The sequence below is a fragment of the Halorubrum miltondacostae genome (assembly GCF_041379815.1).
GTDB classification, from domain to species: domain Archaea; phylum Halobacteriota; class Halobacteria; order Halobacteriales; family Haloferacaceae; genus Halorubrum; species Halorubrum miltondacostae.
Genome location: NZ_JBEDNY010000002.1, coordinates 165,611 through 189,169, shown reverse-complemented (window position 1 = coordinate 189,169; position 23,559 = coordinate 165,611). Strand labels below are relative to the sequence as shown.

The 23,559-nt window shown below is 71.5% G+C and carries 20 protein-coding genes; 16 read left to right on the top strand and 4 right to left on the bottom strand.

All coding sequences use genetic code 11. The annotated features are described in order from the left end of the window. Positions 1–65: 65 nt before the first annotated feature. From ABNG04_RS06410 to ABNG04_RS06365, 10 genes are all read left to right on the top strand, one after another. Positions 66–2,000, top strand: a complete 1,935-nt coding sequence (locus ABNG04_RS06410; RefSeq protein WP_371161058.1) for an ATPase, T2SS/T4P/T4SS family — start codon at positions 66–68, stop codon at positions 1,998–2,000. Continuing rightward, on the top strand, positions 1,997–3,823 hold the full coding sequence (locus tag ABNG04_RS06405; protein WP_371161057.1) for a type II secretion system protein: 1,827 nt from the start codon (positions 1,997–1,999) through the stop codon (positions 3,821–3,823). Before ABNG04_RS06410 ends, ABNG04_RS06405 begins: the two co-directional genes overlap by 4 nt. An 84-nt stretch (positions 3,824–3,907) precedes the next feature. Further along, positions 3,908–4,396, top strand: a complete 489-nt coding sequence (locus ABNG04_RS06400) for a DUF7283 family protein (protein WP_371161055.1) — start codon at positions 3,908–3,910, stop codon at positions 4,394–4,396. 6 nt (positions 4,397–4,402) lie between these two features. After that, positions 4,403–4,867 (top strand): DUF7285 family protein, encoded by a 465-nt coding sequence (locus ABNG04_RS06395; protein WP_371161053.1) that lies wholly within the window; start codon positions 4,403–4,405, stop codon positions 4,865–4,867. Further along, positions 4,858–5,442 (top strand): DUF7284 family protein, encoded by a 585-nt coding sequence (locus ABNG04_RS06390; protein WP_371161051.1) that lies wholly within the window; start codon positions 4,858–4,860, stop codon positions 5,440–5,442. The genes ABNG04_RS06395 and ABNG04_RS06390 overlap by 10 nt, the downstream gene beginning before the upstream one ends. Next, positions 5,436–8,693 (top strand): DUF7286 family protein, encoded by a 3,258-nt coding sequence (locus tag ABNG04_RS06385; RefSeq protein ID WP_371161049.1) that lies wholly within the window; start codon positions 5,436–5,438, stop codon positions 8,691–8,693. The genes ABNG04_RS06390 and ABNG04_RS06385 overlap by 7 nt, the downstream gene beginning before the upstream one ends. A gap of 56 nt (positions 8,694–8,749) precedes the next feature. Then, the gene (locus tag ABNG04_RS06380) at positions 8,750–9,202 is read left to right on the top strand and encodes a DUF5791 family protein (RefSeq protein WP_371161047.1); all 453 of its coding nucleotides are present in this window, start codon (positions 8,750–8,752) and stop codon (positions 9,200–9,202) included. After that, positions 9,199–10,101, top strand: a complete 903-nt coding sequence (locus tag ABNG04_RS06375) for an NAD-dependent epimerase/dehydratase family protein (RefSeq protein WP_371161045.1) — start codon at positions 9,199–9,201, stop codon at positions 10,099–10,101. The genes ABNG04_RS06380 and ABNG04_RS06375 overlap by 4 nt, the downstream gene beginning before the upstream one ends. Before the next feature lie 123 nt (positions 10,102–10,224). Next, positions 10,225–11,400 carry a DHH family phosphoesterase gene (locus tag ABNG04_RS06370; protein ID WP_371161044.1) on the top strand — a complete coding sequence of 392 codons (1,176 nt, stop codon included), beginning with the start codon at positions 10,225–10,227 and terminating at the stop codon, positions 11,398–11,400. An 89-nt stretch (positions 11,401–11,489) separates the two neighbouring features. Further along, entirely contained in the window at positions 11,490–11,621 is a 132-nt protein-coding gene (locus ABNG04_RS06365) for a hypothetical protein (RefSeq protein WP_371161043.1), read from the top strand. A gap of 83 nt (positions 11,622–11,704) precedes the next feature. Here ABNG04_RS06365 and pan1 read toward each other — a convergent pair whose 3' ends face one another. Further along, the gene (pan1, locus tag ABNG04_RS06360; RefSeq protein WP_371161041.1) at positions 11,705–12,922 is read right to left on the bottom strand and encodes a proteasome-activating nucleotidase Pan1; all 1,218 of its coding nucleotides are present in this window, start codon (positions 12,920–12,922) and stop codon (positions 11,705–11,707) included. Between the two features lie 184 nt (positions 12,923–13,106). Here pan1 and ABNG04_RS06355 point away from each other — a divergent pair, with 184 nt between their 5' ends. From ABNG04_RS06355 to rad50, 4 genes are all read left to right on the top strand, one after another. Continuing rightward, complete coding sequence (locus tag ABNG04_RS06355) at positions 13,107–13,370, top strand: helix-turn-helix domain-containing protein (RefSeq protein WP_371161040.1); 264 nt, start codon at positions 13,107–13,109, stop codon at positions 13,368–13,370. Between the two features lie 81 nt (positions 13,371–13,451). Continuing rightward, entirely contained in the window at positions 13,452–13,865 is a 414-nt protein-coding gene (locus tag ABNG04_RS06350; RefSeq protein WP_371161038.1) for a DUF7966 family protein, read from the top strand. Then, entirely contained in the window at positions 13,862–15,220 is a 1,359-nt protein-coding gene (gene mre11 / locus ABNG04_RS06345) for a DNA double-strand break repair protein Mre11 (RefSeq protein ID WP_371161037.1), read from the top strand. The genes ABNG04_RS06350 and mre11 overlap by 4 nt, the downstream gene beginning before the upstream one ends. Beyond that, positions 15,217–17,910 (top strand): DNA double-strand break repair ATPase Rad50, encoded by a 2,694-nt coding sequence (gene rad50 / locus ABNG04_RS06340; RefSeq protein ID WP_371161035.1) that lies wholly within the window; start codon positions 15,217–15,219, stop codon positions 17,908–17,910. The genes mre11 and rad50 overlap by 4 nt, the downstream gene beginning before the upstream one ends. A gap of 438 nt (positions 17,911–18,348) precedes the next feature. Here the strand turns inward: rad50 and ABNG04_RS06335 are convergent, their stop codons facing one another. The 3 genes from ABNG04_RS06335 to ABNG04_RS06325 all read right to left on the bottom strand — a co-directional run bounded on the left by ABNG04_RS06335 (position 18,349) and on the right by ABNG04_RS06325 (position 19,566). Beyond that, positions 18,349–18,810, bottom strand: a complete 462-nt coding sequence (locus ABNG04_RS06335) for a DUF7346 family protein (RefSeq protein WP_371161939.1) — start codon at positions 18,808–18,810, stop codon at positions 18,349–18,351. Positions 18,811–18,836: 26 nt separating this feature from the next. Next, positions 18,837–19,298 (bottom strand): DUF7322 domain-containing protein, encoded by a 462-nt coding sequence (locus ABNG04_RS06330; protein WP_371161033.1) that lies wholly within the window; start codon positions 19,296–19,298, stop codon positions 18,837–18,839. A gap of 94 nt (positions 19,299–19,392) precedes the next feature. Further along, complete coding sequence (locus ABNG04_RS06325) at positions 19,393–19,566, bottom strand: DUF7331 family protein (protein WP_371161031.1); 174 nt, start codon at positions 19,564–19,566, stop codon at positions 19,393–19,395. A 102-nt stretch (positions 19,567–19,668) separates the two neighbouring features. Between ABNG04_RS06325 and ABNG04_RS06320 the strand changes: the two genes are divergently transcribed. Beyond that, positions 19,669–22,470 (top strand): DNA-directed DNA polymerase, encoded by a 2,802-nt coding sequence (locus tag ABNG04_RS06320; protein WP_371161030.1) that lies wholly within the window; start codon positions 19,669–19,671, stop codon positions 22,468–22,470. Between the two features lie 148 nt (positions 22,471–22,618). Continuing rightward, positions 22,619–23,542 carry an ABC transporter ATP-binding protein gene (locus ABNG04_RS06315; protein ID WP_371161028.1) on the top strand — a complete coding sequence of 308 codons (924 nt, stop codon included), beginning with the start codon at positions 22,619–22,621 and terminating at the stop codon, positions 23,540–23,542. The last annotated feature ends 17 nt before the right edge of the window (positions 23,543–23,559 follow it).

The following is a 23,559-nucleotide window of genomic DNA, read 5'->3' as shown; positions in this document are numbered from 1 at the left end:
TGGCCGAGCGCGGGTGGCCGACGAGCGGGCGATCGTTTATGTACCGAACTGCGGCCACGGCCGGCATGGACATCGGAATCACCGGGCGGATCGCCGGCGGCGACGGCGAGACGCCGCTCCGAACGCTCTCGTGGATCGGCTGCGGGTCCGACGGATGTCGCTGCGATCCGACGTTCCGCGAGCCCGTGGGAACGGGCGTCGAGAACCGGGTAGTGCTCGACGTCGACGCCGACGACTGCCCCGGACGCGGCGACCTCGCCGCGAGCCCGGACTGTCTCGCGACGGTAGTCAAGGCACTCGCCGACCGCGACGCGGACGTGATCAGGACTCGCCACCGCGGGCGCGAGCGCTCCTACGCCGACCGGGCGGCCGCTCTCCTCGTCGCGGCGGGACGCTTCCGCGAGCGGGTCGCGTTCCACGAGGAGCGGCTCGCCGACCGGGTCGTCCGCAATCCGCTCGGGGCGGCAGCGGAGGCGGCGGGCCGCGCCGGACCGGTGAACCGCATCGCGACAGGGACGAACCTGCTGTCTGCCGTCGAAGCGCTCGGGGGAGATGTGGACGGCAGCGACCGAGACCTGAACCGCGTCCTGCGGGCCCACGTCGGTCCGACGGCGGCGACCGCGCGCGTGGCGACCGCGCCGCCCCCGGGCGCGACGCTGGTCGACCGCTGGACGGTGTCGACCGGCGCGACGGTCCGGCGCTACGCGGGTGACGGTCCACTCGAGACGTACCACCTCACGCCGCCGACCGTCGACCTCGACGCCGACGCCGTGGCGACGCTGGACGCCGCCCGCGACCGACTGCTCGACGACCCGGAGGGGGGTGACAGGGCGCCCGGACGGGCGGTACGAGCGGTGGCGGACGACGGCGACCCCGTCGCCGACGTGACAGCGATCCTGCGGCGGCACGCCCACGGCTACGGCGTGCTGGAACACGTCTTCGCCGACGACAGGGTGAGCGACGCGACGGTGACGGCGCCGGTCGCGGAGAACCCCCTGCGCGTGGTCCTCGACGGCGAGCGCTGCCGGACGAACGTGCGCCTCCCGCCGGAGGGGGCCGCGACGCTGGCGTCGCGGCTCCGCCGGTCGAGCGGCCGAGCGTTCTCGCGGGCGACGCCGACGCTCGACGCGACGATCGAGTCGGAGACCGGTCGCGTCAGGGTCGCCGCGACCACGGCACCGGCCAGCGACGGACTCTCCTTCACCTTCCGGCGCGGAGACCCCGAGGCGTGGACGCTGCCGCGGCTGGTGTCGGTCGGCACGCTCACTCCCGCGGCGGCCGGGCTGTTGTCGGTCGCCGTCGAGCGGGGCGTCGCGGGGCTGATCGCCGGCGGACGAGCGGCCGGGAAGACGACCGCTCTCGGGGCGCTGCTGTGGGAGATACCTGCCGGAACGCGGACGATCGCCGTCGAGGACACACCCGAACTCCCGGTGGACGCGCTCGCCGACGCCGGGCGGGACGCCCAGCGCCTCCGGGTCGGTGACGGGGCGGAACTCGCGCCGGCGGACGCCGTCCGAACGGCACTCCGCATGGGCGGCGGCGCGATAAGCGTCGGCGAGGTGCGCGGTGAAGAAGCCGAGGCGCTGTACGAGGCGATGCGCGTCGGAGCCGCCGACGAGACGGTCCTCGGGACGATCCACGGAGCGGACGCGGCAGCGGTCGAAGAGCGCGTCGTCACCGATCTCGGCGTCCCTCGATCCTCGTTCGCGACCACGGACCTGATTGCCGTCCTCGAGGACCACCGGGTCGAGTCGATCGTCGAGGTCGCCGATCACGGCGAGGGGGTGAGTTTCGAGCCGCTCTTCGAGCGGATCGGAAGCGGACTCATCGGAACGGGGCGCATCGACCGAGGCGAGAGTCGACTGATCGAGGACCTGGCGGTCCCGGGCGAATCGTACGCGTCGGTCCGAGAGGCCGTCGATCGGCGAAGCGAACAAATTCGGGACGCGGTGCGCGCAGGCCGAACGGCGCCGGCGAGGTACGGCGGGGGAGACCGATGACGGAGGACCCCTCCCTGGTGACGGGCGAACCCCACGCCGGATCGGGGGACGAATCGACCGCGTCTGCGGAGCTGCGACGGGCGATCGCGTTCCTCGGCTGGGACGTCTCCGCGGAGCGGGTCGTGTCCCTCGGATATCGGGGCGGTGTCGTCGCCGGCGCGGGCGTCGCCGCGGCCGTGGCTCTCATCGCCGGCGCAGTCGTCGCCGCGCCCACGGGACTTGCCGCCGCCGTCGGCGTGACGCACGCGGTCCACCGCACGCCGGTGTGGCTCGCGTCGCTCAGGCGGACGCGGGCGCTCGGGGCGGCACCAGGGCTCGTGGGGCGACTCGTGTTGCGGATGCGGCTCGACCCCTCGACCGAGCGCGCAGTCCGGTTCGCCGGGCGGACGGGGGACGGTCCGCTCGCCGCGGCGCTCTCCCGCCACGAGCGGGGGAGCGCGGACGGCCCGACGAGCGGGCTCCAAGCGTTCGCCCGCGAGTGGCGGCCCTGGTTCCCGGCGATCGACCGCGCCGCGGCGCTCGTCCGAACGGCGGCGACCGCACCGCCCGAGCGCCGGGGACGGTGTCTCGACAGGGCGCTCGACGCGACGCTCTCGGGGACGACCGACCGACTCGCATCGTTCGTCGGCGCGGTGCGAGGGCCAGTCTCCGCGCTGTACGCGTTCGGCGTGTTGCTGCCGCTGGCGCTCGTCGCGCTGCTCCCGGCCGGCGCCGCCGCCGGCGTCGCGGTCGGTCCCGGACTCGTCGCCGGGCTGTACCTGGTCGCGCTCCCAGGGGGGCTCGTCGCCGCCGCCGCGTGGCTGCTCTCTCGTCGTCCGGTCGCGTTTCCGCCGCCGCGGATCGGCGGCGATCACCCCGACGTGCCGGAGCGACGCGGCTGGGCGTTGCTCGTCGGCTGTCTCCTCGGGACAGGGGCCGCCGTCGCCGCGGCGCGGCTCGTCGCGTCATGGGCGTGGCCCATCGCGGGAGTCGGCGTCGGCGTCGGCGGCGCGCTGTTCGTCTTCGCGCGGCCGCGTCGGGCGGTGCTGTCGGACGTCCGCGACGTCGAGCGGGGACTGCCGGACGCGATGACCGTGATCGGCGGCGACGTGGCGGAGGGGGTCGCGGTCGAGGCCGCGCTCGCGAACGCCGGCGAGCGGTTGGACGGCGCGACCGGCCAAGTGTTCGAGCGCGCCGGGCGGCGCAGCGACACGCTCCGCGTCGGCGTCCGGGAGGCGTTTCTCGGACGCGGCGGCCCGGCGGCCGCCGTCCCGTCGCCACGGCTCCGCGGTGCGATCGCGTTGCTCGCCGTCGCCGCACGAGAAGGGCGGCCGGCCGGCGACGTGCTGTTGGAGCTCGCCGACCAGCTGGAGGCGCTCCGCGACTTGGAGCGCGACGCGCGCCGCCAGCTGGCGACCGTGACGGGGACCCTCTCGAACACCGCCGCGGTGTTCGCGCCGCTCGTGGGCGGCGCGACCGTCGCGCTCGCGACGGGGATCGACACCGTCGACGTCGGGGGGCTCGGCGCCGGAGCGGCCGCGGGCGCAGACGCGCTCGGCGGCGGAGTGGGCGCGGGCAGCGGGATGACGGCCGCCGGGAGCGGTGCCGCCGGTAGCGGCGGCGCGGCCAATGCGAGTGTGGGTGCGGGTTCCCTGTCCGTTCCGGCGCTCGGACGGATCGTCGGGACGTACGTGCTGCTCCTCGCGGCGCTCCTCACGGGTCTGGCGACCGGGTTAGAGCGCGGGTTCGACCGGACGCTCGTGGCGTATCGGATCGGTATCGCGCTGCCGACGGCCACCGCGACGTTCCTCGTCGCGTTCGCCGGTGCCGGGGTCCTGTTTTGATCCCGGTGAAAGATAGCGGGGGCGACGAGTCACTCCACCCTTCGACGCCGATCGTTTTTATATAAGGCCGCGGCCAGCCGCGCTATGTTCGAGACGCACCTCGACGCCACGTACGCGTGGATCGGCCTGGCCGTCGTGAGCGTCGCGGCCGTCGGCGTGGCCGCGGCGTTTCCGGCCTCACCGCCCCCGGACGCGGACGGTGTCGCCCGCACCGTCGACTCGGTCGGCGGCGGCGACTACCCGGCGACAGCCGAACACGGGATCGCGGCGGAGCGGGTCCGGCTCACGAACGACTCCGTCTCGCTCGGCGACGAGCGGGGAAGCGCGCGGGCACGGCTGGAAGCACCGCGCATAACGCCGGTGACGCCGGCGGCGTCGAACGCGACGACGGACGCGCGGCTTCGACGCGTCCTCGACGGCGTCCCACCCGACGCCGCGTTCGACGACCCGGCGTCGTTCGCGGCGGCCGCCGAACGAGCGAGGGCGACGGACGGGGGCTGGGCACCCGCCCCGGATCGGATCGCGGTCCGGCGAGTCCACTACGGGGACGTCCGCGTCACGCTGGTCGGGTGATCGTCCGTGCCACGGAACTCCACGAGACGGAGCGAACCGGCGGTATCGGGCCGTTCGCGTCCGACGCTCTCGGCCGACGGGCGCGCCGCTGTCGAACCGATCGCCGCGCTCGTCGCCGTGGTCGTCGTGGGGCTCGCGCTGGGACTGTACGCCGGCGCGTTTGCGGACGCGACGTCCGGCGACGATCGGTCGACTGCGGCGGCGGCGCTCGACCGGGCCGAGGAGGCGATCACCGTCGGCGGCGTCGCCGAACCGGCCCGCATGCGCCGGGTCGAGGCCCCGGGGACCGTCACCGCGGTCGAACTGGAGGCGGACGGCGAACGGTGGCTGGCCGCGTCGGGGCTGGACGCCCCGGGACCACCGGGAGTCCGGTCGCCGGAGGCGGTCGTCGTCGTCGAACGGCGGGTGACCGTCCGGGTCGCGCCGGGACGGAACGTCCGGGGTACGCTCCGCGCGGTGGTGTGGCGATGACGAGCACCGTCCTCGACGTGACCGTGCTGTTGCTCTGCGTCTCCGCCAGCGTCGTCGCGCTCGGAGCGAGCGACCCCGGCGGCTACGGCGGCCCGACGGCCACCGACGTCGCGGACAGCCTCGTCACCGAGACCGCGACGGTGGCGTATCCCGACGCGGACGCGCCGAACGAGACGCGCCGCGTTCACGCGACCCGCGCGGAGCTGCTCGCGCTGGTCGCCGCCCGAGACGCGGCGACGGCGTTCGATCGCCGCGCCGTCGAGGTCGTCCGCGACGGACTCGGTCCGCGGACGCGGGTCGACGTAATGGTGGAGGTCGGCGAATCGATCCACGCGAACGACGCCGGTGGTCCCGCCGTGGACAGAGGTGTACGGGGGTCGGCGGACGCGATGGCGGTGCAAAGCGAAGCGACGGCCGAGCGCCGAGATCTCGTCGGCTTCGGTCCCAAACCGCCCCGAAGCGCTAACATCGCCGCCGCCGTGGTCCGGCAACCGATCCCGGATCGGTTCGACGGGCCGAGCGACGAGCGGCGGCCGTCGGACGGCGTCGTTCGGATCGTCGTTCGGAGGTGGTGAGCGTGGGCGACCGATGTCGCGGTCGGGCGAGCGAGACGGGCCGAGCGCGGACGTTCACCGTCGACGAGCGGGCGCGGGTTCCCTTCGCGCTCGTCGGCGTGCTGCTGCTCGTGACCAGTTCGGCGTACGCCGCGGGGCTCGCCGATCAGGGCCTCGTCGGCGAGGACCGTCGCGTCGAACGCGCCGTCGAGCGCGTCGAGGCCGACGCAACCGCCGCCCTCAGGAGCGCGGCTCGGGAGGCCACCCACGACGCGGCGGCGGAGCCGGTGACCCGGCCGCCGAATGGAACGGGGCCAGGAGCCGAAGCGGTCCGCGAAGGGTCCGCGTTCCGCGACGCGTTCCGGATTCGACTCGCGATCGCTGGGAGCGAGGCGCTAGACGCCGTCGAGAGCGACATCGGTGGGGTCGAAGCGACCGTCTCGCTCCCGCCGGTCGAGTCGGCGGAGAACCTCGTCGCGGCCCGGGAACGGGTCCGCGTCGAGCCGGTCGCCAACGGGACGGCGACGCGGATCACCTTCGAGGCGGTCGCGACGACCGCGACTCGGGGCGGCCGGACGGTCGTGAATCGGACGCGCCCCCGGACGGTCACGGTCGCCGTCCCGACCCTGGCCGCCCACGAGCGGACCGAGCGGTTCGAGCGGCGGCTCGACCGTGGACCCGTCGAGGGACCCGGGCTTGGACGGCAGGTCACCGCCAGCCTCTACGCGATGGCGTGGGCCCGGGGGTACGGGCAGTACGCCGGTGCGCCCGTCGAGAACGTCGTCGCGAACCGCCACGTCGAGCTGTCGGCGAACGCGGGGATCGTGCGCGTCCAGCGAGACGTGTTCGGGACGAGCGACCCCGACGCCCGCGGCGGCGTGGCGCGCGCGACCGCCGAGACCGGCGTGGCGGACCTACTTTCGCCAACCGGCATTCACGAACCGTCGTGGACGGACGCCGTCCTCGGAGCGCCGACCCCGGCCGGGAACGGGACCGACGAGCGCACGCCGTCGCCGGGGGACGCCGCTGGCGGTGACGGCGGCGACGGCGGCGCCTTCGGCCCGTCAACGGAACGGGAGAGCGAGACCGCGTCGGTGGCGATCGGTCACGCGGCCGACCGCGCCGCCACGCGCGTCCACGACGACCTCGAAGCGATCGTGCGGGGCAGTCACCGCGTCGAGGCGAGTGTGGAGACGGAGTCGACGCGGACCGTCGACGGCGGTCCCGCGGCGCCGGACCGTCCGCAGTCGGGGCTCGGCGAGCCCTGGCGGCGCGTCGACACGTCGCGGACGGAGCGGGTCCGCGCGGTCGACGGGAGCGACCTCCGGACGGGGACCGACGGCGAGACGGTGTCGCCGGGCGAGGCAGTGTCGTTCGGCGGCGCGACCCGCGAGGTCGTCGTCGAGCGCGCCGCGACCGCGACGTGGGAGCGGCGGGTCGTCGAGCGCGGACCGAACGGATCTGTCCGGAATGTGAGCGTCGACCGCACCGTGACGAGAGACGCGGCGACGGACCGGTACCGCGTCCGCGTGTCGGTCGTCGGAACGTACGCGCCGCGCGACGACGCGCCGGACAGGCCGACCGCGACGTTCGGTGCCGCGGCGGGTCGCGACGGGTCCGGGCCGGACCTGGGCGACGCGCCGGCGGCCGCGAGGGACGCGCTAAACGTCGAGACGGACGGAGACGTCGACCGACTGGCGCGTGCCGCGGTCGAGCGGGGCGAGGTGACGGGGTCGACGGTACTCTACGGCGATCGTTCGGACGCCGCGGTCGACCAGGTCGCAGCGGACGTCGCGTCGCTGGCGGAGCGCGTCCGAGAGCTGGAGACCGAGGCGTCGATGGCCGAGACCGCGGTCGGCGAGTCGACGCCGTACCGTGACCTCGCCAGGACCGTTCGCGACCGCCGCGACGCCCTCCGGGACGCCCCGCCGCGGTACGACGGCGCGGTCGACCGGGGGCGAGTCGCCGCCCGCGTCGCGTATCTGGACGCGGTCGTCGCGGAACTCGAATCAGCGGCCGAGGACAGGGAGGCGGCGGCCAACGGGGTCCTCGACAGCGTGAACGATGCGTTCGGGGGCCCACCGGTCGGCGAGGTAATCGCCAGCCGCGAGGCGGCCCGCGATCCGGGGACCTACGCCGTCGGCGGCGACGGGCCGGGTGGGGCAGTCAGGTTCGCGCCGGAGGGATCGCCCGGCTACCTCCCGCGGACGGCGGTCGACGGCGAGCGCCTCGACAGCGTCGACGGCACGACGACCCGGCCGCTCGCGACGCGAAACGTGAACCACGCTACGGTCCCGTACGGCGACGTCTCCGGCGGGATCGCAGACCGGATCCTGGGCACCGACGACACGGTCCGACTCGGCGTCGCCGGCCGATCACTCCTCGCGGCGGACGACGCACTCGCCGCGGCGGCGAACGACGACCTCCGCGCCGACAGGAACGCGCTCGCCGGACGAGTCGACGCCTCACTGGGGCGCCTCGACGACGCGCTGGCGGCCCAGCTCGCGGAGCGGACCGCGCTCTCGCGCGAGCAGCGGGACGCGGTGATGGACCGCGTCGCGGCCCAGTACGACTCGATCGGCGCGCGGGCCGTCGCGGTCGGTGAGGGGGAGTACCCGGAGCGCGTCGGGAGCGAGGCGGCGCGGGTCGCCGGGCTGTCGGCGGTCGAGCGGCTCGGGCTCGCTGCGCACCTCCGCGTCGCGGCACGGGCGGAGGCAGGCCGAGACGCGGTCCGGGTGCCGGCCCGGTTCGTCGACGAGACGACGGTCGCGTCCCGCGCGATTCGTCGGAAGAAGGTCGAGTCGGCGATCGAGGACCGCGCGCGGCAGGCGGTCGCGTCGGTGCCGGACGAGCGGGTTCCGAAGCCCGTTCGAAGCGTCGGGGCGGGGATCCCGGTCGCGCCGGTTCCGGGGTACTGGGTGGCGACGGTCAACGCGTGGAGCGTCGAGGTCCGCGGCGAGTACCCGCGGTTCGCGCTCCGGGCGAACGTCGGCACGCCCGCTCGCCCGTTCGAGTACGTTCGCGAGCGCGGCGAGGTCACCGTCGAGGTGAACGGCGAGTCGATCGCGCTCGGGGCGACGGAGCCCGTTTCCTTCGAGACGCGGACGGTCATCGTCGTCGCGGTGCCCGCCGGGCCGCCGGGGGTCGGCGACGTCGACGGGACCCGCGACGAGACCTCCGCCGGGTGGCCGTGTCCGGGACCGCTGAGCCCGTCGCCGGAGGAAGAGAACGAGTGTACGAGCGGACAGCGATCGGGCGACCGTGAGAGCTGAACGGACGAAACGCGCCCGACCACAGGCGTTTTGAGACGCGGAGACGGAGTGGAGGTATGTTCCACGAAGTCGTCGACGGTCGCGAAGTCGGACCCGACGTCGACGCCGACGAGCCGGCGGCGGCCGACCTGCTCGCCGCCTTCGCGGCGTTGGTGGCGGAGGCGGCGGCGAGCGTCGATCACGAGCGGCTCGTCGGTGAGTCCGGACTGACCGAGGCGGACGCCTCCGCCGCCCGCGACGGAGACGTCGCGGCGCTCTCGCTGACGGACGGGGCGGCCGTCCTCGCGGCCGCGGAGCCGGACCGCGACGCCGACGCGATCGTCGCTGAGGTGCGCGATCACCTGTTGATGGGGATGGCGACCGCGGTCCTCGACGTCGACGCGATCGCCGCGCGGATCGACGCCGACCTCACCGGGCAAGAGGTCCAGCAGGCGCTGGAGGGACGGACGACGCTGACCCTCGGCCAGCTCGCGGACATCCTCGCGGTCATCGAGCGCCGGAAGCCATGAGGGTCGTCGTCGTCGGGTGCGGGTACGTCGGTTTGGCGCTCGCTGGGCAGCTCGACGACCGCGGCCACGCGGTGACCGGCGTTCGCCGGTCCGACGCCGGGCTCGACGCGGTCGACGCGGTCGGACCCGAGGTCGAGGCCGTCCGCGCCGACGCGACCGACTCGGAGTCGCTCTCCGACCTGCCGGACGCCGACGCGGTCGTCTTCGCGGCTAGTTCGGGCGGGCGCGGCGCCGACGCGGCGCGGGAGGTGTACGTCGACGGGCTGGCGAACGTCGTCGACGAGTACGGCTCGCGGGCGTCGCCGCCGGAGCGACTGGTGTACACCTCCTCGACCGGCGTGTACGGCGACCACGACGGCGGGTGGGTCGACGAGGAGACGCCGGTGGAGCCGACCACGGAGAAGACGCGCGTCCTCGCAGAGGCCGAGCGCATCGCGACGGAGCGCGCGGCCGAGGCCGGGATCGACGGAACCGTCGTCCGGTTCGCGGGGCTGTACGGCCCCGACCGGTACCGGCTGGAGCGGTACGTCGAGGGGCCGGTCACCGCCGGCTACATCAACATGGTTCACCGCGACGACGCCGCGGGGGCGGTTCGACACCTGCTGGAGACGGACCGCGCGCGTGACCGCGCCGTCCTCGTCGTGGACGACGAGCCAATCGACAAGCACGCGTTCGCCGACTGGCTCGCGGACGCCTGCGGGGTCCCGCGCCCGGAGAAGCTGTCGAAGGACGAGCGGATCGCCGCCGGCGACCTCTCCGCCGCCGCGGAGCGGCGGATCCAGACGAGCAAGCGGTGTTCGAACGCGCTGCTCCGCGACCTCGGCTACGAGTTCGCCCACCCGACGTTCCGGTCGGGCTACCGCGACGCCGTTCGCGCGTACCGGTCGCGGGCGGAGTAGCGGGCGTCGACCGAGGCGTGACCGTGCCGCCGCAGGGTCGTCGGATCACGGTCCGTTCCGTCGGTTCCAGAGCGTCGGAACGCTAACGAACCTTCATGTGTCGGGAGCGACTCGCCATAACGCATGCGAGCGATGAGCGCGGTCGGCGACCGGTTCTCGCAGGCGGAGGCCATGGCCCGGGAGAATCCCGAGATCGCCGTCGCCGTGGCGCTCGCCGTCCTGATCGCCGTCGGGGTCGGCCTCGTCGTGCTCCGGTCGCGGATGACTCCGGGCGTCCGGTTCCGCGGGCTCTTGGCCAGGGAAAACGAGATAACGGTGCTGATGCACCCGAATCCGGATCCCGACGCGATGTCGGCCGCGGTCGGCGTCGCCTCTCTCGCCAGCCAGGCGGACGTCGACGCCACCGTCCAGTACCCGGGGCAGATCCGTCACCAGGAGAATCGGGCGTTCCGGACCGTCCTCGACCTCGAACTCGAGCCGATCGAGCACGTGAGCGACCTCGCGGCCGAGTCGGTCGTCCTCGTCGACCACAACGAGCCCCGGGGGTTCGCCGGGGCCGACGGCGTGTTGCCGACGGCCGTCGTCGACCACCACCCGGGAGACGGGGCCGGCGAGTCGTTCACCGACGTACGGACCGACTACGGCGCGACCGCGTCGGTCGTCGCCGAGTACTTTCAGGACAACGACGCGGTCCCCGTGCCACCGGACAAGCACGCGAGCGAGACAGCGAGCAGCCTGACGCTGTCGACGGACACGGCGACCGGGCTGCTGTACGGAATCTTGTCCGACACGAAACACCTCACGGTGGGGGCCAGCGAACCCGACTTCGCGGCGGCCGCCTACCTCTACCCCGGCGTCGACCAGGACCGGCTCGACCGCATCGCGAACCCCGCAGTCGACGCGGAGGTGCTGGAGGTGAAGGCGCGGGCGATCGCCGGGCGGCGCATCGAGGGGTCGTTCGCGGTCGCCGACGTCGGCGGCGTGAACAACGTGGACGCGATCCCGCAGGCCGCCGACGAGCTGATCCAGCTGGAGGGGGTCAGCGCCGTCGTGGTGATCGGCGAGCGCGACGAGACCGTCCACGTCTCGGGGCGGTCGCGCGACGACCGGGTCCACATGGGCAACGCGATCGCGGCGGTGTTAGACGACGTCGACAACGGGAACGGCGGCGGACACTCCCGGATGGGCGGCGGGACGATCGAGCCGGACGTCGATCCCACGGGGGAAGGCGAACTCGAGAGCGTCGACCGCGACGCCCTCGCCGACGGGCTGTTCCGAGCGATGGCGGGCGACGTGTGACCCGACGCGCGCCTGGGATCGAACGGCTTCTCGTCGTCCTCACGACCCCGAGCGGGCGGATTTAAGTCCCGAGCCGCGGTGGATCGGCCATGGACGTGGTAGACGCGATCGACGGCGGGTGGGTGACGCTCGTCGGCGTGGGCGCCGGGTACGCGCTCGCGACCGGACTCGTGTTCCTGCTGTTCTTCGTCGTGCCGTACCTCGCTGTCACCGCATTATAGCGCGGCGTCTCGCGGCGCTGTGCGAGGCGGGCGTCGGCGCGAAAGCGGCGAGAACGAGCGTCGAAGTGAGAAGCGAGAACCGATCAGGCGAACGCCAGCGAGTCGTCGGCGTTCGTCTCGTCGTCCTGCCTGAGCTTGTCGTGCGCCTCCATGAAGTCGTCGAGCGTGACCTCGGTGCGGTCGTCGCGGATGGCGAACATCCCGGCCTCCGTACAGATGGCCTTGATGTCGGCCCCAGAGGCCTCCGGGGTCAGCTCGGCCAGCTCGGCGAAGTCGACGCCCTCCGCGAGGTTCATGTTGCGGGTGTGGATCTGGAAGATGATCTCGCGACCCTCGGTCTCCGGCTTGGGGACCTCGATGAGGCGGTCGAACCGACCGGGGCGGAGGATGGCGGGGTCGAGCATGTCGAAGCGGTTGGTCGCGGCGATGATGCGGACCTCGCCGCGCTCGTCGAACCCGTCCATCTCGGAGAGCAGCTGCATCATCGTCCGCTGGACCTCGGCGTCGCCCGAGGTCTTCGAGTCAGTCCGCTTCGAGGCGATGGCGTCGATCTCGTCGATGAACAGGACCGCGGGCTGGTTCTCGCGGGCGACCTCGAACAGGTCCCGGACCAGCTTCGCGCCCTCGCCGATGAACTTGTGGACCAGCTCGGAGCCGGCCATCTTGATGAACGTCGCGTCCGTCTCGTTTGCGACGGCCTTTGCGAGCATCGTCTTCCCGGTGCCCGGCGGGCCATACAGGAGCACGCCGCTGGGGGGGGTGATGCCGACGTCTTCGAACATGTCGGGGTGTTCGAGCGGCATCTCCACGGTCTCGCGGACCTCCTGCATCTGGTCTTCGAGACCGCCGATGTCGGCGTAGGTGACGTCGGGCGAGTGCTCGACCTGCATCACGCGGGCGCGGACGTCGGTCTCCTTCTCCAGCTTCTGGACCACGGACAGAGAGTTGTTGACCGCGACGCGGTCGTCGGGGTCGAGCTCCTCGCGCAGCTCGTCGGTGATCTCGGTGAGCGCCTCCTGGTTGTTTCCGTGCTGTTTGATCACGGCCCCGTCGGGCGTGATCTCTTGCACCGTTGCCACGAACAGCGGGGACTGCTTCAGCTTCTTGTTCTCGTGGGTGAGTCGTTCGAGCTTCTGCTGGTACTTGTTGTTCTCCGCGTTGGCGTCGAGGAGCTTGTCGCGCATCTCCTCGTTTTGGGACTCGAGAACGTCGAGCCGCTCCTGTAGGGAGTCGATCTTCTCCTGTTTCGACGCCGACCCCTCGTCGTAGGGCATGTCGACGTCGTCGACCGTGTCACTCATTGTATTTATTAAGGCGTCTCGCGGATAAGAGGCTTCGGGTGGGGGAACGGCGCGGCCAGTTTCGCCGCCCTCGACGACGGACGACCGGCGTCCCGATTCGCGATATCGGCGCTTTTTGATTCTCTACAGTAATCAAAACTCATAGTAAATATTATTATCCGGCATGGCAACGATCGAGACACGCATGAGCACGACCGACGCCGTCACCGCCGACGACGGGAGCGCGGACCGCTGGGCCGCCGTTCGCGACCTCCCCCCGAGCGCGAAGCTAGTCGCGAAGGTGCTGGACTACAACGGCACGCTCACGCAGAGCGAACTGGCCGAGGAGACGCTGCTGCCGCCGCGGACGGTCCGCTACGCGCTGTCGCGGCTCGAAGAGGAGGACGTCGTCGACTCGCGGTTCTCCTTCACCGACGCCCGCAAGCGGCTGTACTCGCTCGGCATCTGAGCGCGGCCCCCGAACCGTCGCCGAGCGCGACGCCGGCGGCCGCCCGCGACGGTTTATCACCGATACCGCGGCAGTCAAACCGTGGTCTCGACTACCGCCGTCAAGCGCGCGCTGGCCGCGCTCGCGACCCGCACCGACACCGCGAGACGACCCTACGTCGCCGTGATCGACGAGGCAGACGCCGCGCGGGCCGACGTCCGTCGCGCGGCAGGATTCGTCGACGCCGTCGGGCTGGACCGCCTCGCGGAGGCGGTGGCCGCCGCCGACCGCGCGGGCGACGAGGCGATCGCCTCGCGAGGACGCGAAGCGCTCGACGCGTACCGGGCGTTTCGACGGGTGGCCACGGGTGACACCGACGAGGGGAGTGACGCCGGCGGAACGGGTGACGCCAGTGGGACCGGTGACATCCACGACGTTGACTCCGCCGACCGCGACCACTTCCGCTCCGGCCCCGGAATCCCTAAGCCCGACACCGGACAAGACGCGGACAGATGACACGGGTGATCCACACCGGCGACACCCACATCGGGTACTCGCAGTACCACTCGCCGGTCAGACGCCAGGACTTCCTCGACGCCTTCGAGGCCGTGGTCGACGACGCGGTCGACGGCGGCGTCGACGCGGTCGTCCACGCGGGCGACCTCTTCCACGACCGCCGGCCCGACCTCCAAGACCTGATGGGGACCATCTCGGTCCTCCGTCGGCTCGACGACGCCGGGATCCCGTTCCTCGCGGTCGTCGGCAACCACGAGTCGACGCGGGGCGGGCAGTGGCTCGACCTCTTCGAGCGCCTCGGGCTCGCCACGCGGCTCGGCGACGAGCCGGTCGTCGTGGGCGACACCGCGTTCTACGGGCTCGACCACGTCCCCGTCTCTCGGCGCGACGACCTCGACTACGCCTTCGCCGACCACGACGCCGACTACGCGGCGCTCGTCGCGCACGGCCTCTTCGAGCCGTTCGGCTACGCCGACTGGGACACCGAGACCGTGCTGACGGAGAGCGACGTCGCCTTCGACGCAATGCTCCTCGGCGACAACCACACCCCGGATACCGCCGAGGTCGCCGACACGTGGGTGACGTACCCCGGGTCGACGGAGCGCGCGAGCGCGAGCGAACGCGAGGGGCGCGGCTACAACCTCGTCGTCTTCGACGCCGACGCCGCCGGCGGGGACGACCGGGTGGAGATCCGGCGCCGCGCGCTCGACACGCGGCCGTTCGTCTTCGTCTCCGTCGAACTGCGCGGGGGCGAGGGCGAGCCGCGGGTCCGCGAGCGGGTCCGCGAACACGACCTCGCGGCGGCGGTCGTCCACGTGGAGATCACCGGGGAGGGCGACCCGGTGACGCCGGCGGCTGTCGAAGAGTTCGCGAGCGACGAGGGCGCGCTCGTCGCGCGCGTCACGGACCGGCGCGAGGTCGACGCCGACGGCGAGGTGGACGTGAGCTTCGCCGACCCGGAAGACGCCGTCCGCGACCGGCTCGACAAGATGGCGCTCTCGACCGCCGCCCGTGACGTGGAGCGCGCAGTCCGCAAGGATGGCGTGCCCGACGCGAACGTCCGCGAGACGGTGAAACGCAGGATCGAAGAGCGGCTCGACGAAGACGGCGATCTCGGCGCCTTCAAGATCGTCGACGGCAGCGATGTCGTCGGTGACGACGGCGAGTCGGACGACAGCGCCGGAGCAGTCGGCAACGGCTCTGACGACAACGACGAACCGGACGACGACGGGAACGAAGCGGACGACAACGAATCGGATCCCCCGGAACCGACCGCCGAACCGGAGGGTGCGGAGCCCGACGACCCCGACCCGGCGGCGACCGACGGCCAGGTCTCCATGGAGGACTACCTGTGAAGTTCGACCGCGTCCGCCTCGCGAACTTCAAGCCGTACGGCGACGCTGACCTGCGGCTGACCGAGGGCGTCACCGTAATCCACGGGCTCAACGGCAGCGGGAAGTCGTCGCTGCTGGAGGCCTGCTTCTTCGCGCTGTACGGGTCGAAGGCGCTCGACGGGACCCTCGAAGACGTCATCACGAACGGCGAGGCGGAGACCGAGGTCGAGCTGTGGTTCACTCACGACGGCGTCGCCTACCGAGTCGAGCGGCGGCTCAAATCCTACGACGGGCGGATCGACCACAAATGTACGCTCGAGTCGACCGACGGGAGCGACGTGACCCGCGACGGCGCGCGCGCCGTGCGCGAGTTCGTCACCGAACTGCTGCGGATGGACGCCGAGGCGTTCGTCAACTGCGCGTACGTCCGACAGGGCGAGGTGAACAAACTCATCAACGCCACGCCCCGGGAGCGGCAGGACACGATCGACGACCTGCTCCAGCTCGGGAAGTTAGAGGAGTACCGGGAGCGCGCCGGTGACGCCCGTCTCGGCGTCGAGGACGTGCTGGAGAACCGCCGTGGGCGGCTCGACCATCTCGACGAGCAGATCGCGGCGAAGGAGGACCGCGAGCTCCACGCGCGGCTCAACGAGCTGGAGGGCGAGCTCGGCGACGTCACCGACGACATCGACCGGTACGAGACCCAGCGGGAGCAGGCGAAGGAGACGCGCGACGCGGCCGCGGAGACGCTGGCCACCCACGCGGAGAAGCGGGAGAAGCTGGAGTCGGTCGAGGCCGAGGTCGACGAGATCGAGACCGCGATCCGGGAGGCGGAGCGTCAGCGCGACGACCACCGCGACGCGATCCGCGAGACCCGCGAGCGGATCGGCGAGATCGAGGCGGCGATCGACGACCGGCTCGACGACGCCGGCCTCGACGCGGCGACCGAGGAGGCCATCGCCGCGCGGCGTACCGAGCTCAACGACCGAGAGGCGGAGATCCGCGAGGACCTCGACGACGCGCGGGTGAACGCCGAGGCGCTCCGCAACCAGGCGACGAACCTCGCCGGGAAGGCCGACGATCGCACTGATCGCGCCGTGGAGATCGAGTCCGAGGCCGAGTCCCTCGCCGACGAGGCCGAGTCGGCGGCGGCGGAAGCCGCCGAGCGCGAGTCGTCGATCGAAGAGCTCCGCGAGGAGGCCGCGGACCTCCGCGAGCGGTTCGCGGCCGCCGACGCCGACGTCGACCGCGACGGAGTCGCCGACGAGCGCGAAGCGCTGCGCGACGAGCGGGGCGAGGTCCGCGAGCGGATCGCCGAGCTGTCGGCGGAACTGAAGAACGCCCGCGAGCGCGTCGAGGAGGCCGAGGCGCTGCTGGCGGCCGGGAAGTGTCCCGAGTGCGGCCAGCCGGTCGAGGACTCGCCGCACGCGAGCGGGATCGACGGGGACCGCGAGCGGGTGGCGGAGCTCGAATCGGAGCTGGAGACCGCTCGCGAGCGCGAGGCCGACTTAGACGAGCGGGTCGCGGAACTCGACGAGCTCGCGAGCGCGGCGGACCGGCTCGACGAGATCGACGAGCGGATCGCGAGCCTCGAAGAGCGCGTCGAGGAGAAGCGCGCCGCGGCGACCGAGCGGCGCGAGCAGGCCGAGGAGAAGCGCGAGCGCGCCGCCGAGCTCCGCGCGGAGGCCGAGGAGACGCGCGAGGTCGCCGCGGAGAAGCGCGAACAGGCCGAGGCGGCCGCCGCGCGCGTCACAGAGTTGGAGGCCGATCTGGAGGCGGTCGCGGACGCTCGCGAGGCGGTGACGGCGGTCGAGGAGCGCCTGTCGGCGATCGCGGACGCCGAAGACGAGATCGAGCGCCGCCGCGAGAAACGCGAGAACCTGACGGAGGTGAACGACGAGCGGCGCGACCGGCTCGCGGACAAGCGCGAACGCCGCGACGAGCTCGCCGACGCCGTCGACGAGTCCGCGGTCGAGATGGCGAGAGAGCGGAAAGAGGAGGCGGTGGAGTACCTCGAGAAGGTCGCCGGCGAGCTCGAGCGGCTCGACGAGCGGCGGGAGGAGCTCCAGAACGCGATCGGCGGGATCAAAGGCGACATCCGCGAACTGGAGGCGCTCCGCGATGAGCGCGAGGCGCTCCGCGAGCGGGTCGACGCGCTCGAGACGCTCCACGAGGAGACGAGCGAGCTGGAGACGATGTACGGCGACCTGCGCGCGGAGCTCCGCCAGCGCAACGTCAGCGAGCTGGAGCGCACGCTCAACGAGACGTTCGAGCTCGTCTACGGCAACGACGCCTACTCGCACATCGAGCTCGACGGCGAGTACGTCCTCACCGTCTACCAGAAGGACGGCGAGCCGCTCGACCCAGAGCAGCTCTCCGGCGGGGAGCGGGCCCTGTTCAACCTCTCGCTGCGCTGTGCGATCTACCGGCTGCTCTCGGAGGGGATCGAGGGCGCGGCGCCGACGCCGCCGCTCATCCTCGACGAGCCGACGGTGTTCCTCGACTCCGGGCACGTCTCGCGGCTCGTCCGACTCGTCGAGGAGATGCGCGGCTTCGGCGTGCGCCAGATCGTCATCGTGAGCCACGACGACGAGCTGGTCGGCGCCGCCGACGAACTGGTCACCGTCGAGAAGGACCCGCGCTCGAACCGCTCGACCGTCCGTCGGGAGGACGCGGCGGACCTCGACGTCGCGTCGCTCGCGGACGACTGACGGGAGGCGCTCGCGGTGCGGAACGCGCTCCGAGCGCCTCCAACGGGTCACCGTCCGGTCGGTCCGACGGTCGCTCGGCGATCGGCGGGGAAGCTACGCCCGCGTCGTGCTGAACAGGTATCCGAACGCGCCGAGCGCGCCGGCGGCGGCAAGCGCGGCGTACGCGAGCAGGTACCGCCACGAGCGGGCCGAGGAGTACCGGAATGCGATGACGGCGACGAGCGCCGTGAACCCGCAGATCCCGTACTCGACGGGCGGTCCGGCCAGTCCGAGTCAGTGGGCGAAGAGTCGTTCCGATGCGAACGGGGCGAGGAATCCGAGACAGACCGCGAGGAGTCCGGCGGTGACGCGACGGGTCCGTCGAAGCGGCATGAAGGGAGCTCCAGCGCGGGCAGCAAGTGCTTTCTGTCGGTGACGAGCGGGCGGCGGTGGTCGGGCTCAACCGTCGTCGGGGTCGGTGGCGGCCGCCGCGTCCGGCTTGCCGCGCATGAGCCCCAGCGCCTCGGCCGCGACCGCCGTCGCCTCGTAGCCGCGCCGGCCGGCGACCTCGGCCTCGTCGACCAGCCCGGCCGCGCGGAACTCGGTGAGCGCGCCGTGGAGGTCCGACTCGCACATGTCGACGGCGTCGAGGAGGTCGATCGCGGCGATCGGCCCCTCGTCGACGACCACCGCGAGCAGGCCGAGCGAGCGGTCGTCGCGGATCGCCCCGAGCGTCTGGCGGACCGGTTCCGGCACGCCCGAGGCGGCGGTTGCGAGCGGCGACTCCCCGTCGACGACGCTGAGGTCGTCGTTGTCGACGTAGCGCTCCGCGCCGGTAGCCGGGTCGCGAACGCGGCTCGACTCGGCGGAGCGTTTCACGAGGAGGTACGTCTCGCCGTCGCCGTCGCGGACCGTCTGCATGGTCGGAACAGCGCGCTCGTCGGACATTACGCTTCCGGGGACTCGGTGTCGGCGCCGGCAGCGGCGTCGGCAGGGGCATCGGAATCGGCGTCGGCGGTGTCCCCCTCCGCGTCGCGGTCGGATGGCGATTCGTCCCCCTCGTCCGCCTCGTCCCGCGAGCGTCGCCACGACCGGTACGTCTGGTACGTTCGGACTCCGGCGAGGAGGCCGACGACGAGCAGCGCCGGGCCGACCCGCGACCACCCCTCGAAGAACCACACCATCGGGCCGAGCGCGACGAGGAGGACGGCGGCGTTGGCGTAGACGACGGCGACGACGAACGCGCGGAGGGTCCCCTGGTCCACGTCGCTCGCCCCCTCGAAGTCGCCGCCGTCGTCGAACGTCTTCACCGACGGGGCCTCGGGGATGTCTGGCGTCATCTCCCGCTCGGCGTCGGAGCTCTCACCGACGGAGATCTCGCCCTCGTCGTCCTCGTCGAGGCTGAACACGCCGGACCTACGCCGCGCCGGGGCAAAGGGGTTCCGTCCGGGCGGCGCCGCGGCTACGGGGGCGGACGGAGAACGCACCGATTCGGCGGGCCGGTCAGAGCGCGTCGGCGAGCCGCACCGTTCGGCTCGCCTCGACCCACGCGAGGGGGTTCGTCGCGTCGAAAAGCACCACGTTCCCGTCGTCCTCGTACACCTCCACCTCAGCGTCGACCGCGTCGGAGTCGGCCGGGCGAGCCGCCTGGGGTTCGGAACGTGGGTCCGAAGACATAGACCATGGTAAGAAGTCACACAATATATGCCTTTCCGTGGCGGGATACCTCGCCGCACCCGAAAGCCGAGTATTTTAGCCGGGTGACGCCGAAGCACGGATATGACTCAGTCGGGGCTGTCGGACTTCTCGTCGAGCGGCGACGCGGACGGCGAGGCCGACGGCGACACGGACACCGAACGGGAGGAGCTGGCCGCGCAGGAGGCGGCCGCCGTCGCCGGGGGCGGACGGGGCCACGTCAACGACGTGGTCGACGTCGACGAGGCGAAGTTCCCGGAGTCGACCGGGACTGTCGAACTGATGATCACCCAGATCGACTACGCCGTGGAGGGGTACGGCGGCGACGAGTACCCGGTCGTCCACGTGTTCGGGCGGCGGCCCGCGGAGCACGTCGAGGGGGACGTCGACCACGACGTCGTCGAACACCTCCGCGTGCTGGGCGTCGAGCCGTACTTCTACGTCCCGACGGCCGACCTCGACCGCGACCCCGTCGAGGAGTACGACGTGGTGATCGGGACGCGCGAGGCGGGCCCCGACGGCGAGCCCTACGAGAGCATCCGCGGCGAGCCGCTCACCCGGATCGTCACCCGGACGCCCCGCGACGTGGGGAACATCCGCGACGACTTCGCGACGAGCTTCGAGGCGGACATCCTCTTCCCGAACCGCTTCCTGATCGACAACGGGATCGACGGCGGGATCCGCGTCGAGGAGCGCCGCCTCGACGACGGGGAGGGGACGATCCAGGTCCACGAGGGACACCTCGAACCCGCCGAGGTCGACGCCGACCTGCGCGTGAACACCTTCGACATCGAGGTGGACGACCGCCGGGGATTCCCGGAGGACGGCGAGGAGCCGATCATCTGTCTCACCAGCCACGACTCCTACGACGACGAGTACGTCGTCTGGCTGTACGACGCACCGGAGGCGGAGATCCCCCCGCCCGAAGGCCTCCCCGAATACGAGGGGATCGTCGGGGACGGGTCGGACCTCGAGTTCAGGGTCCGCACGTTCGAGGAGGAAGCCGCGATGCTCGACGCGTTCGTCGAGTACATCGACGACACCGACCCGGACCTGCTCACCGGGTGGAACTTCGAGGACTTCGACGCGCCGTACGTCCTCGACCGGCTGGAGGAGCTCGACGACGGGAGCCAGTACGACCTCGACGTCGACCGGCTCTCCCGGATCGGCGAGGTGTGGCGCTCCGGCTGGGGCGGTCCGGACGTGAAGGGGCGGGTCGTCTTCGACCTGCTGTACGCCTACAAGCGCACGATGTTCACCGAGCTGGAGTCGTACCGCCTCGACGCGGTCGGCGAGCGCGAGCTGGGCGTCGGGAAGGAGCGCTACACGGGCGACATCGGCGACCTCTGGGAGCAGGACCCCGAGCGCTTACTGGAGTACAGCATCCGCGACGTGGAGCTGTGCGTCGAGATCGACCGCAAGCAGGACGTGATCGCGTTCTGGGACGAGGTGCGCACCTTCGTCGGCTGTAAGATCGAGGACGCGCCCACCCCCGGCGACACCGTCGACATGTACGTCCTCCACAAGGCGTTCGGGAAGTTCGCGCTCCCGACGAAGGGGCAACAGGAGTCGGAGGACTTCGAGGGCGGGGCCGTCTTCGACCCGATCACCGGCGTCAAAGAGATGGTGACGGTCCAGGACCTGAAGAGCCTCTACCCGATGTGTATGGTGACGATCAACGCCGGTCCCGAGACCAAGGTCGACCCCGACGAGTACGGCGGCGAGACGTACGTCGCGCCCAACGGGACCCACTTCCGGAAGGAGCCGGACGGGATCATGCGCGAGATGGTTGACGAACTGCTCTCCGAGCGCGAGGAGAAGAAGGCGCTCCGGAACGACCACGACCCCGGCACCGAGCCGTACGAGCAGTACGACCGGCAGCAGGGAGCCGTCAAGGTCATTATGAACTCGTTGTACGGCGTGACGGGATGGGATCGGTTCCGGCTTTACGACAAGGAGGGCGCGGCGGCCGTCACGGCGACTGGTCGGGAGGTCATCGACTTCACCGAGGAGGCCGCCGAGGAGCTGGATTATCAGGTCGCGTATGGTGACACCGATAGCGTCATGCTCTCGTTGTCGGACATGTCCACGGAGGAGGCGATCGAGACGTCCTTCGAAATAGAGGACCACATCAACGAGCGCTACGACGACTTCGCCCGGGAGGAGCTCAACGCGGACGCCCACCGCTTCCAGATCGAGTTCGAGAAGCTCTACCGACGGTTCTTCCAGGCGGGCAAGAAGAAGCGGTACGCCGGTCACATCATCTGGAAGGAGGGAAAAGACGTCGACGACATCGACATCACCGGCTTCGAGTACAAGCGCTCGGACATCGCCGGGATCACGAAGGAGGTCCAGCAGAACGTCATCGAGACGATCGTGACGGGCGACGACATCGACGAGGACATGGAGGAGGTGAAGTCGTACCTCGTGGACGTCATCGCCCGCGTCCTCGACGGCGAGGTGGACCTCGACGAGATCGGGATCCCCGGCGGGATCGGCAAGAAGCTCGACGCCTACGACACGCCGACCGCACAGGTCCGGGGCGCGAAGTACGCCAACCACATGCTCGGGACGAACTTCGGGAGCGGCTCGAAACCGAAGCGGCTCTACATCGAGAAGGTCCACCCCGACTTCTGGGAGCGGATGGAAGACGAGGAGGGGCTCGACCCACAGCGCGACCCCCTGTACGGGGAGTTCAAGCGCGACCCGGACGTGATCTGCTTCGAGTACGCCGACCAGGTGCCCGAGGAGTTCGCGGTCGACTGGGAGAAGATGCTGGACAAAACCCTCAAGGGGCCGATAGAGCGCGTGATCGAGGCGCTCGGGATGTCGTGGGAGGAAGTGAAGACGGGGCAAGAACAGACCGGGCTCGGCTCGTTCATGTGACCGACGGCGGGGGGGCGACCGCGCTCTTTCGAAAGCAGTTTTCCGTTGGTAGAAAATTTCTTGATCGATATGCGATTTTTGACGGGTGGATGCGTAACCATTAACCCCCTCAAACCCCACCGTCAACGTACGAGGCACGAGAATACTCATGGCTACTCTCGAAATCAACGATCTTCACGCACGAGTGGCGGAAGAGGGCGGCGAACGCATCCTTCGCGGAGTCGATCTGACCGTCGAGTCGGGCGACATCCACGCGCTGATGGGACCGAACGGCTCGGGGAAGTCGACGCTGGCGAAGGTGATCGCCGGCCACCCAGCCTACGAGGTAACGGGCGGGGAGATCCTGCTCCACCTCGACGAGGCCGACGTCGCGGACATCGACGTCGACCTCGAGGACGAGGACTACGAGTGGGAGCTGCTGGAGCTGGAGCCGAACGAGCGCGCCGCGCTCGGCATCTTCCTCGGCTTCCAGTACCCCGCCGAGATCGAGGGCGTCACGATGACGAACTTCCTCCGGCAGGCGCTCAACGCCAAGGCGGACGAGCGTGAGGAGCTGTTCGAGGACGAAGACGAGGAGGAGGCGGAAGCCGACGAGGACGACGACGAGGGATACGAGACCTCCCCGATGGAGGGGCCCGCGGACGACGGCGAGATCGGCGTCGCCGAGTTCCAGGAGATCCTCTCCGAGAAGATGGAGCTCCTCGACATGGACGAGAAGTTCATGCAGCGCTACCTCAACGCCGGGTTCTCCGGCGGCGAGAAGAAGCAGAACGAGGTCCTCCAGGCCGCGATGCTGGAGCCGAGCGTCGCCGTGCTCGACGAGATCGACTCGGGGCTCGACATCGACCGCCTGAAGGACGTCTCGAAGGGGATCAACGCGCTCCGCGACGAGCAGGGCACGGGCGTCCTCCAGATCACGCACTACCAGCGCATCCTCGACTACGTCGAGCCCGACCACGTCCACGTCATGCTCGACGGGGAAGTCGTCAAGAGCGGCGGCGCGGAGCTCGCCGAGAAGCTCGAGGACGAGGGGTACGACTGGGTCCGCGAAGACGCCTACGAGGCGGCGTAACCGAATGCGGGCACGCG

What these genes read in the sequence shown, in the direction of transcription:
- ABNG04_RS06375 (WP_371161045.1), top strand. Translation starts at nt 9,199, where the DNA reads ATGAGGGTCGTCGTCGTCGGGTGCGGGTACGTCGGTTTGGCGCTCGCT.
- ABNG04_RS06320 (WP_371161030.1), top strand. Translation starts at nt 19,669, where the DNA reads ATGACTCAGTCGGGGCTGTCGGACTTCTCGTCGAGCGGCGACGCGGAC.
- ABNG04_RS06315 (WP_371161028.1), top strand. Translation starts at nt 22,619, where the DNA reads ATGGCTACTCTCGAAATCAACGATCTTCACGCACGAGTGGCGGAAGAG.
- ABNG04_RS06335 (WP_371161939.1), bottom strand. Translation starts at nt 18,810, where the DNA reads ATGCAGACGGTCCGCGACGGCGACGGCGAGACGTACCTCCTCGTGAAA.
- ABNG04_RS06380 (WP_371161047.1), top strand. Translation starts at nt 8,750, where the DNA reads ATGTTCCACGAAGTCGTCGACGGTCGCGAAGTCGGACCCGACGTCGAC.
- ABNG04_RS06365 (WP_371161043.1), top strand. Translation starts at nt 11,490, where the DNA reads ATGGACGTGGTAGACGCGATCGACGGCGGGTGGGTGACGCTCGTCGGC.
- ABNG04_RS06325 (WP_371161031.1), bottom strand. Translation starts at nt 19,566, where the DNA reads ATGTCTTCGGACCCACGTTCCGAACCCCAGGCGGCTCGCCCGGCCGAC.
- ABNG04_RS06405 (WP_371161057.1), top strand. Translation starts at nt 1,997, where the DNA reads ATGACGGAGGACCCCTCCCTGGTGACGGGCGAACCCCACGCCGGATCG.
- mre11 (WP_371161037.1), top strand. Translation starts at nt 13,862, where the DNA reads ATGACACGGGTGATCCACACCGGCGACACCCACATCGGGTACTCGCAG.
- ABNG04_RS06370 (WP_371161044.1), top strand. Translation starts at nt 10,225, where the DNA reads ATGCGAGCGATGAGCGCGGTCGGCGACCGGTTCTCGCAGGCGGAGGCC.
- ABNG04_RS06410 (WP_371161058.1), top strand. Translation starts at nt 66, where the DNA reads ATGGACATCGGAATCACCGGGCGGATCGCCGGCGGCGACGGCGAGACG.
- ABNG04_RS06400 (WP_371161055.1), top strand. Translation starts at nt 3,908, where the DNA reads ATGTTCGAGACGCACCTCGACGCCACGTACGCGTGGATCGGCCTGGCC.
- ABNG04_RS06355 (WP_371161040.1), top strand. Translation starts at nt 13,107, where the DNA reads ATGAGCACGACCGACGCCGTCACCGCCGACGACGGGAGCGCGGACCGC.
- pan1 (WP_371161041.1), bottom strand. Translation starts at nt 12,922, where the DNA reads ATGAGTGACACGGTCGACGACGTCGACATGCCCTACGACGAGGGGTCG.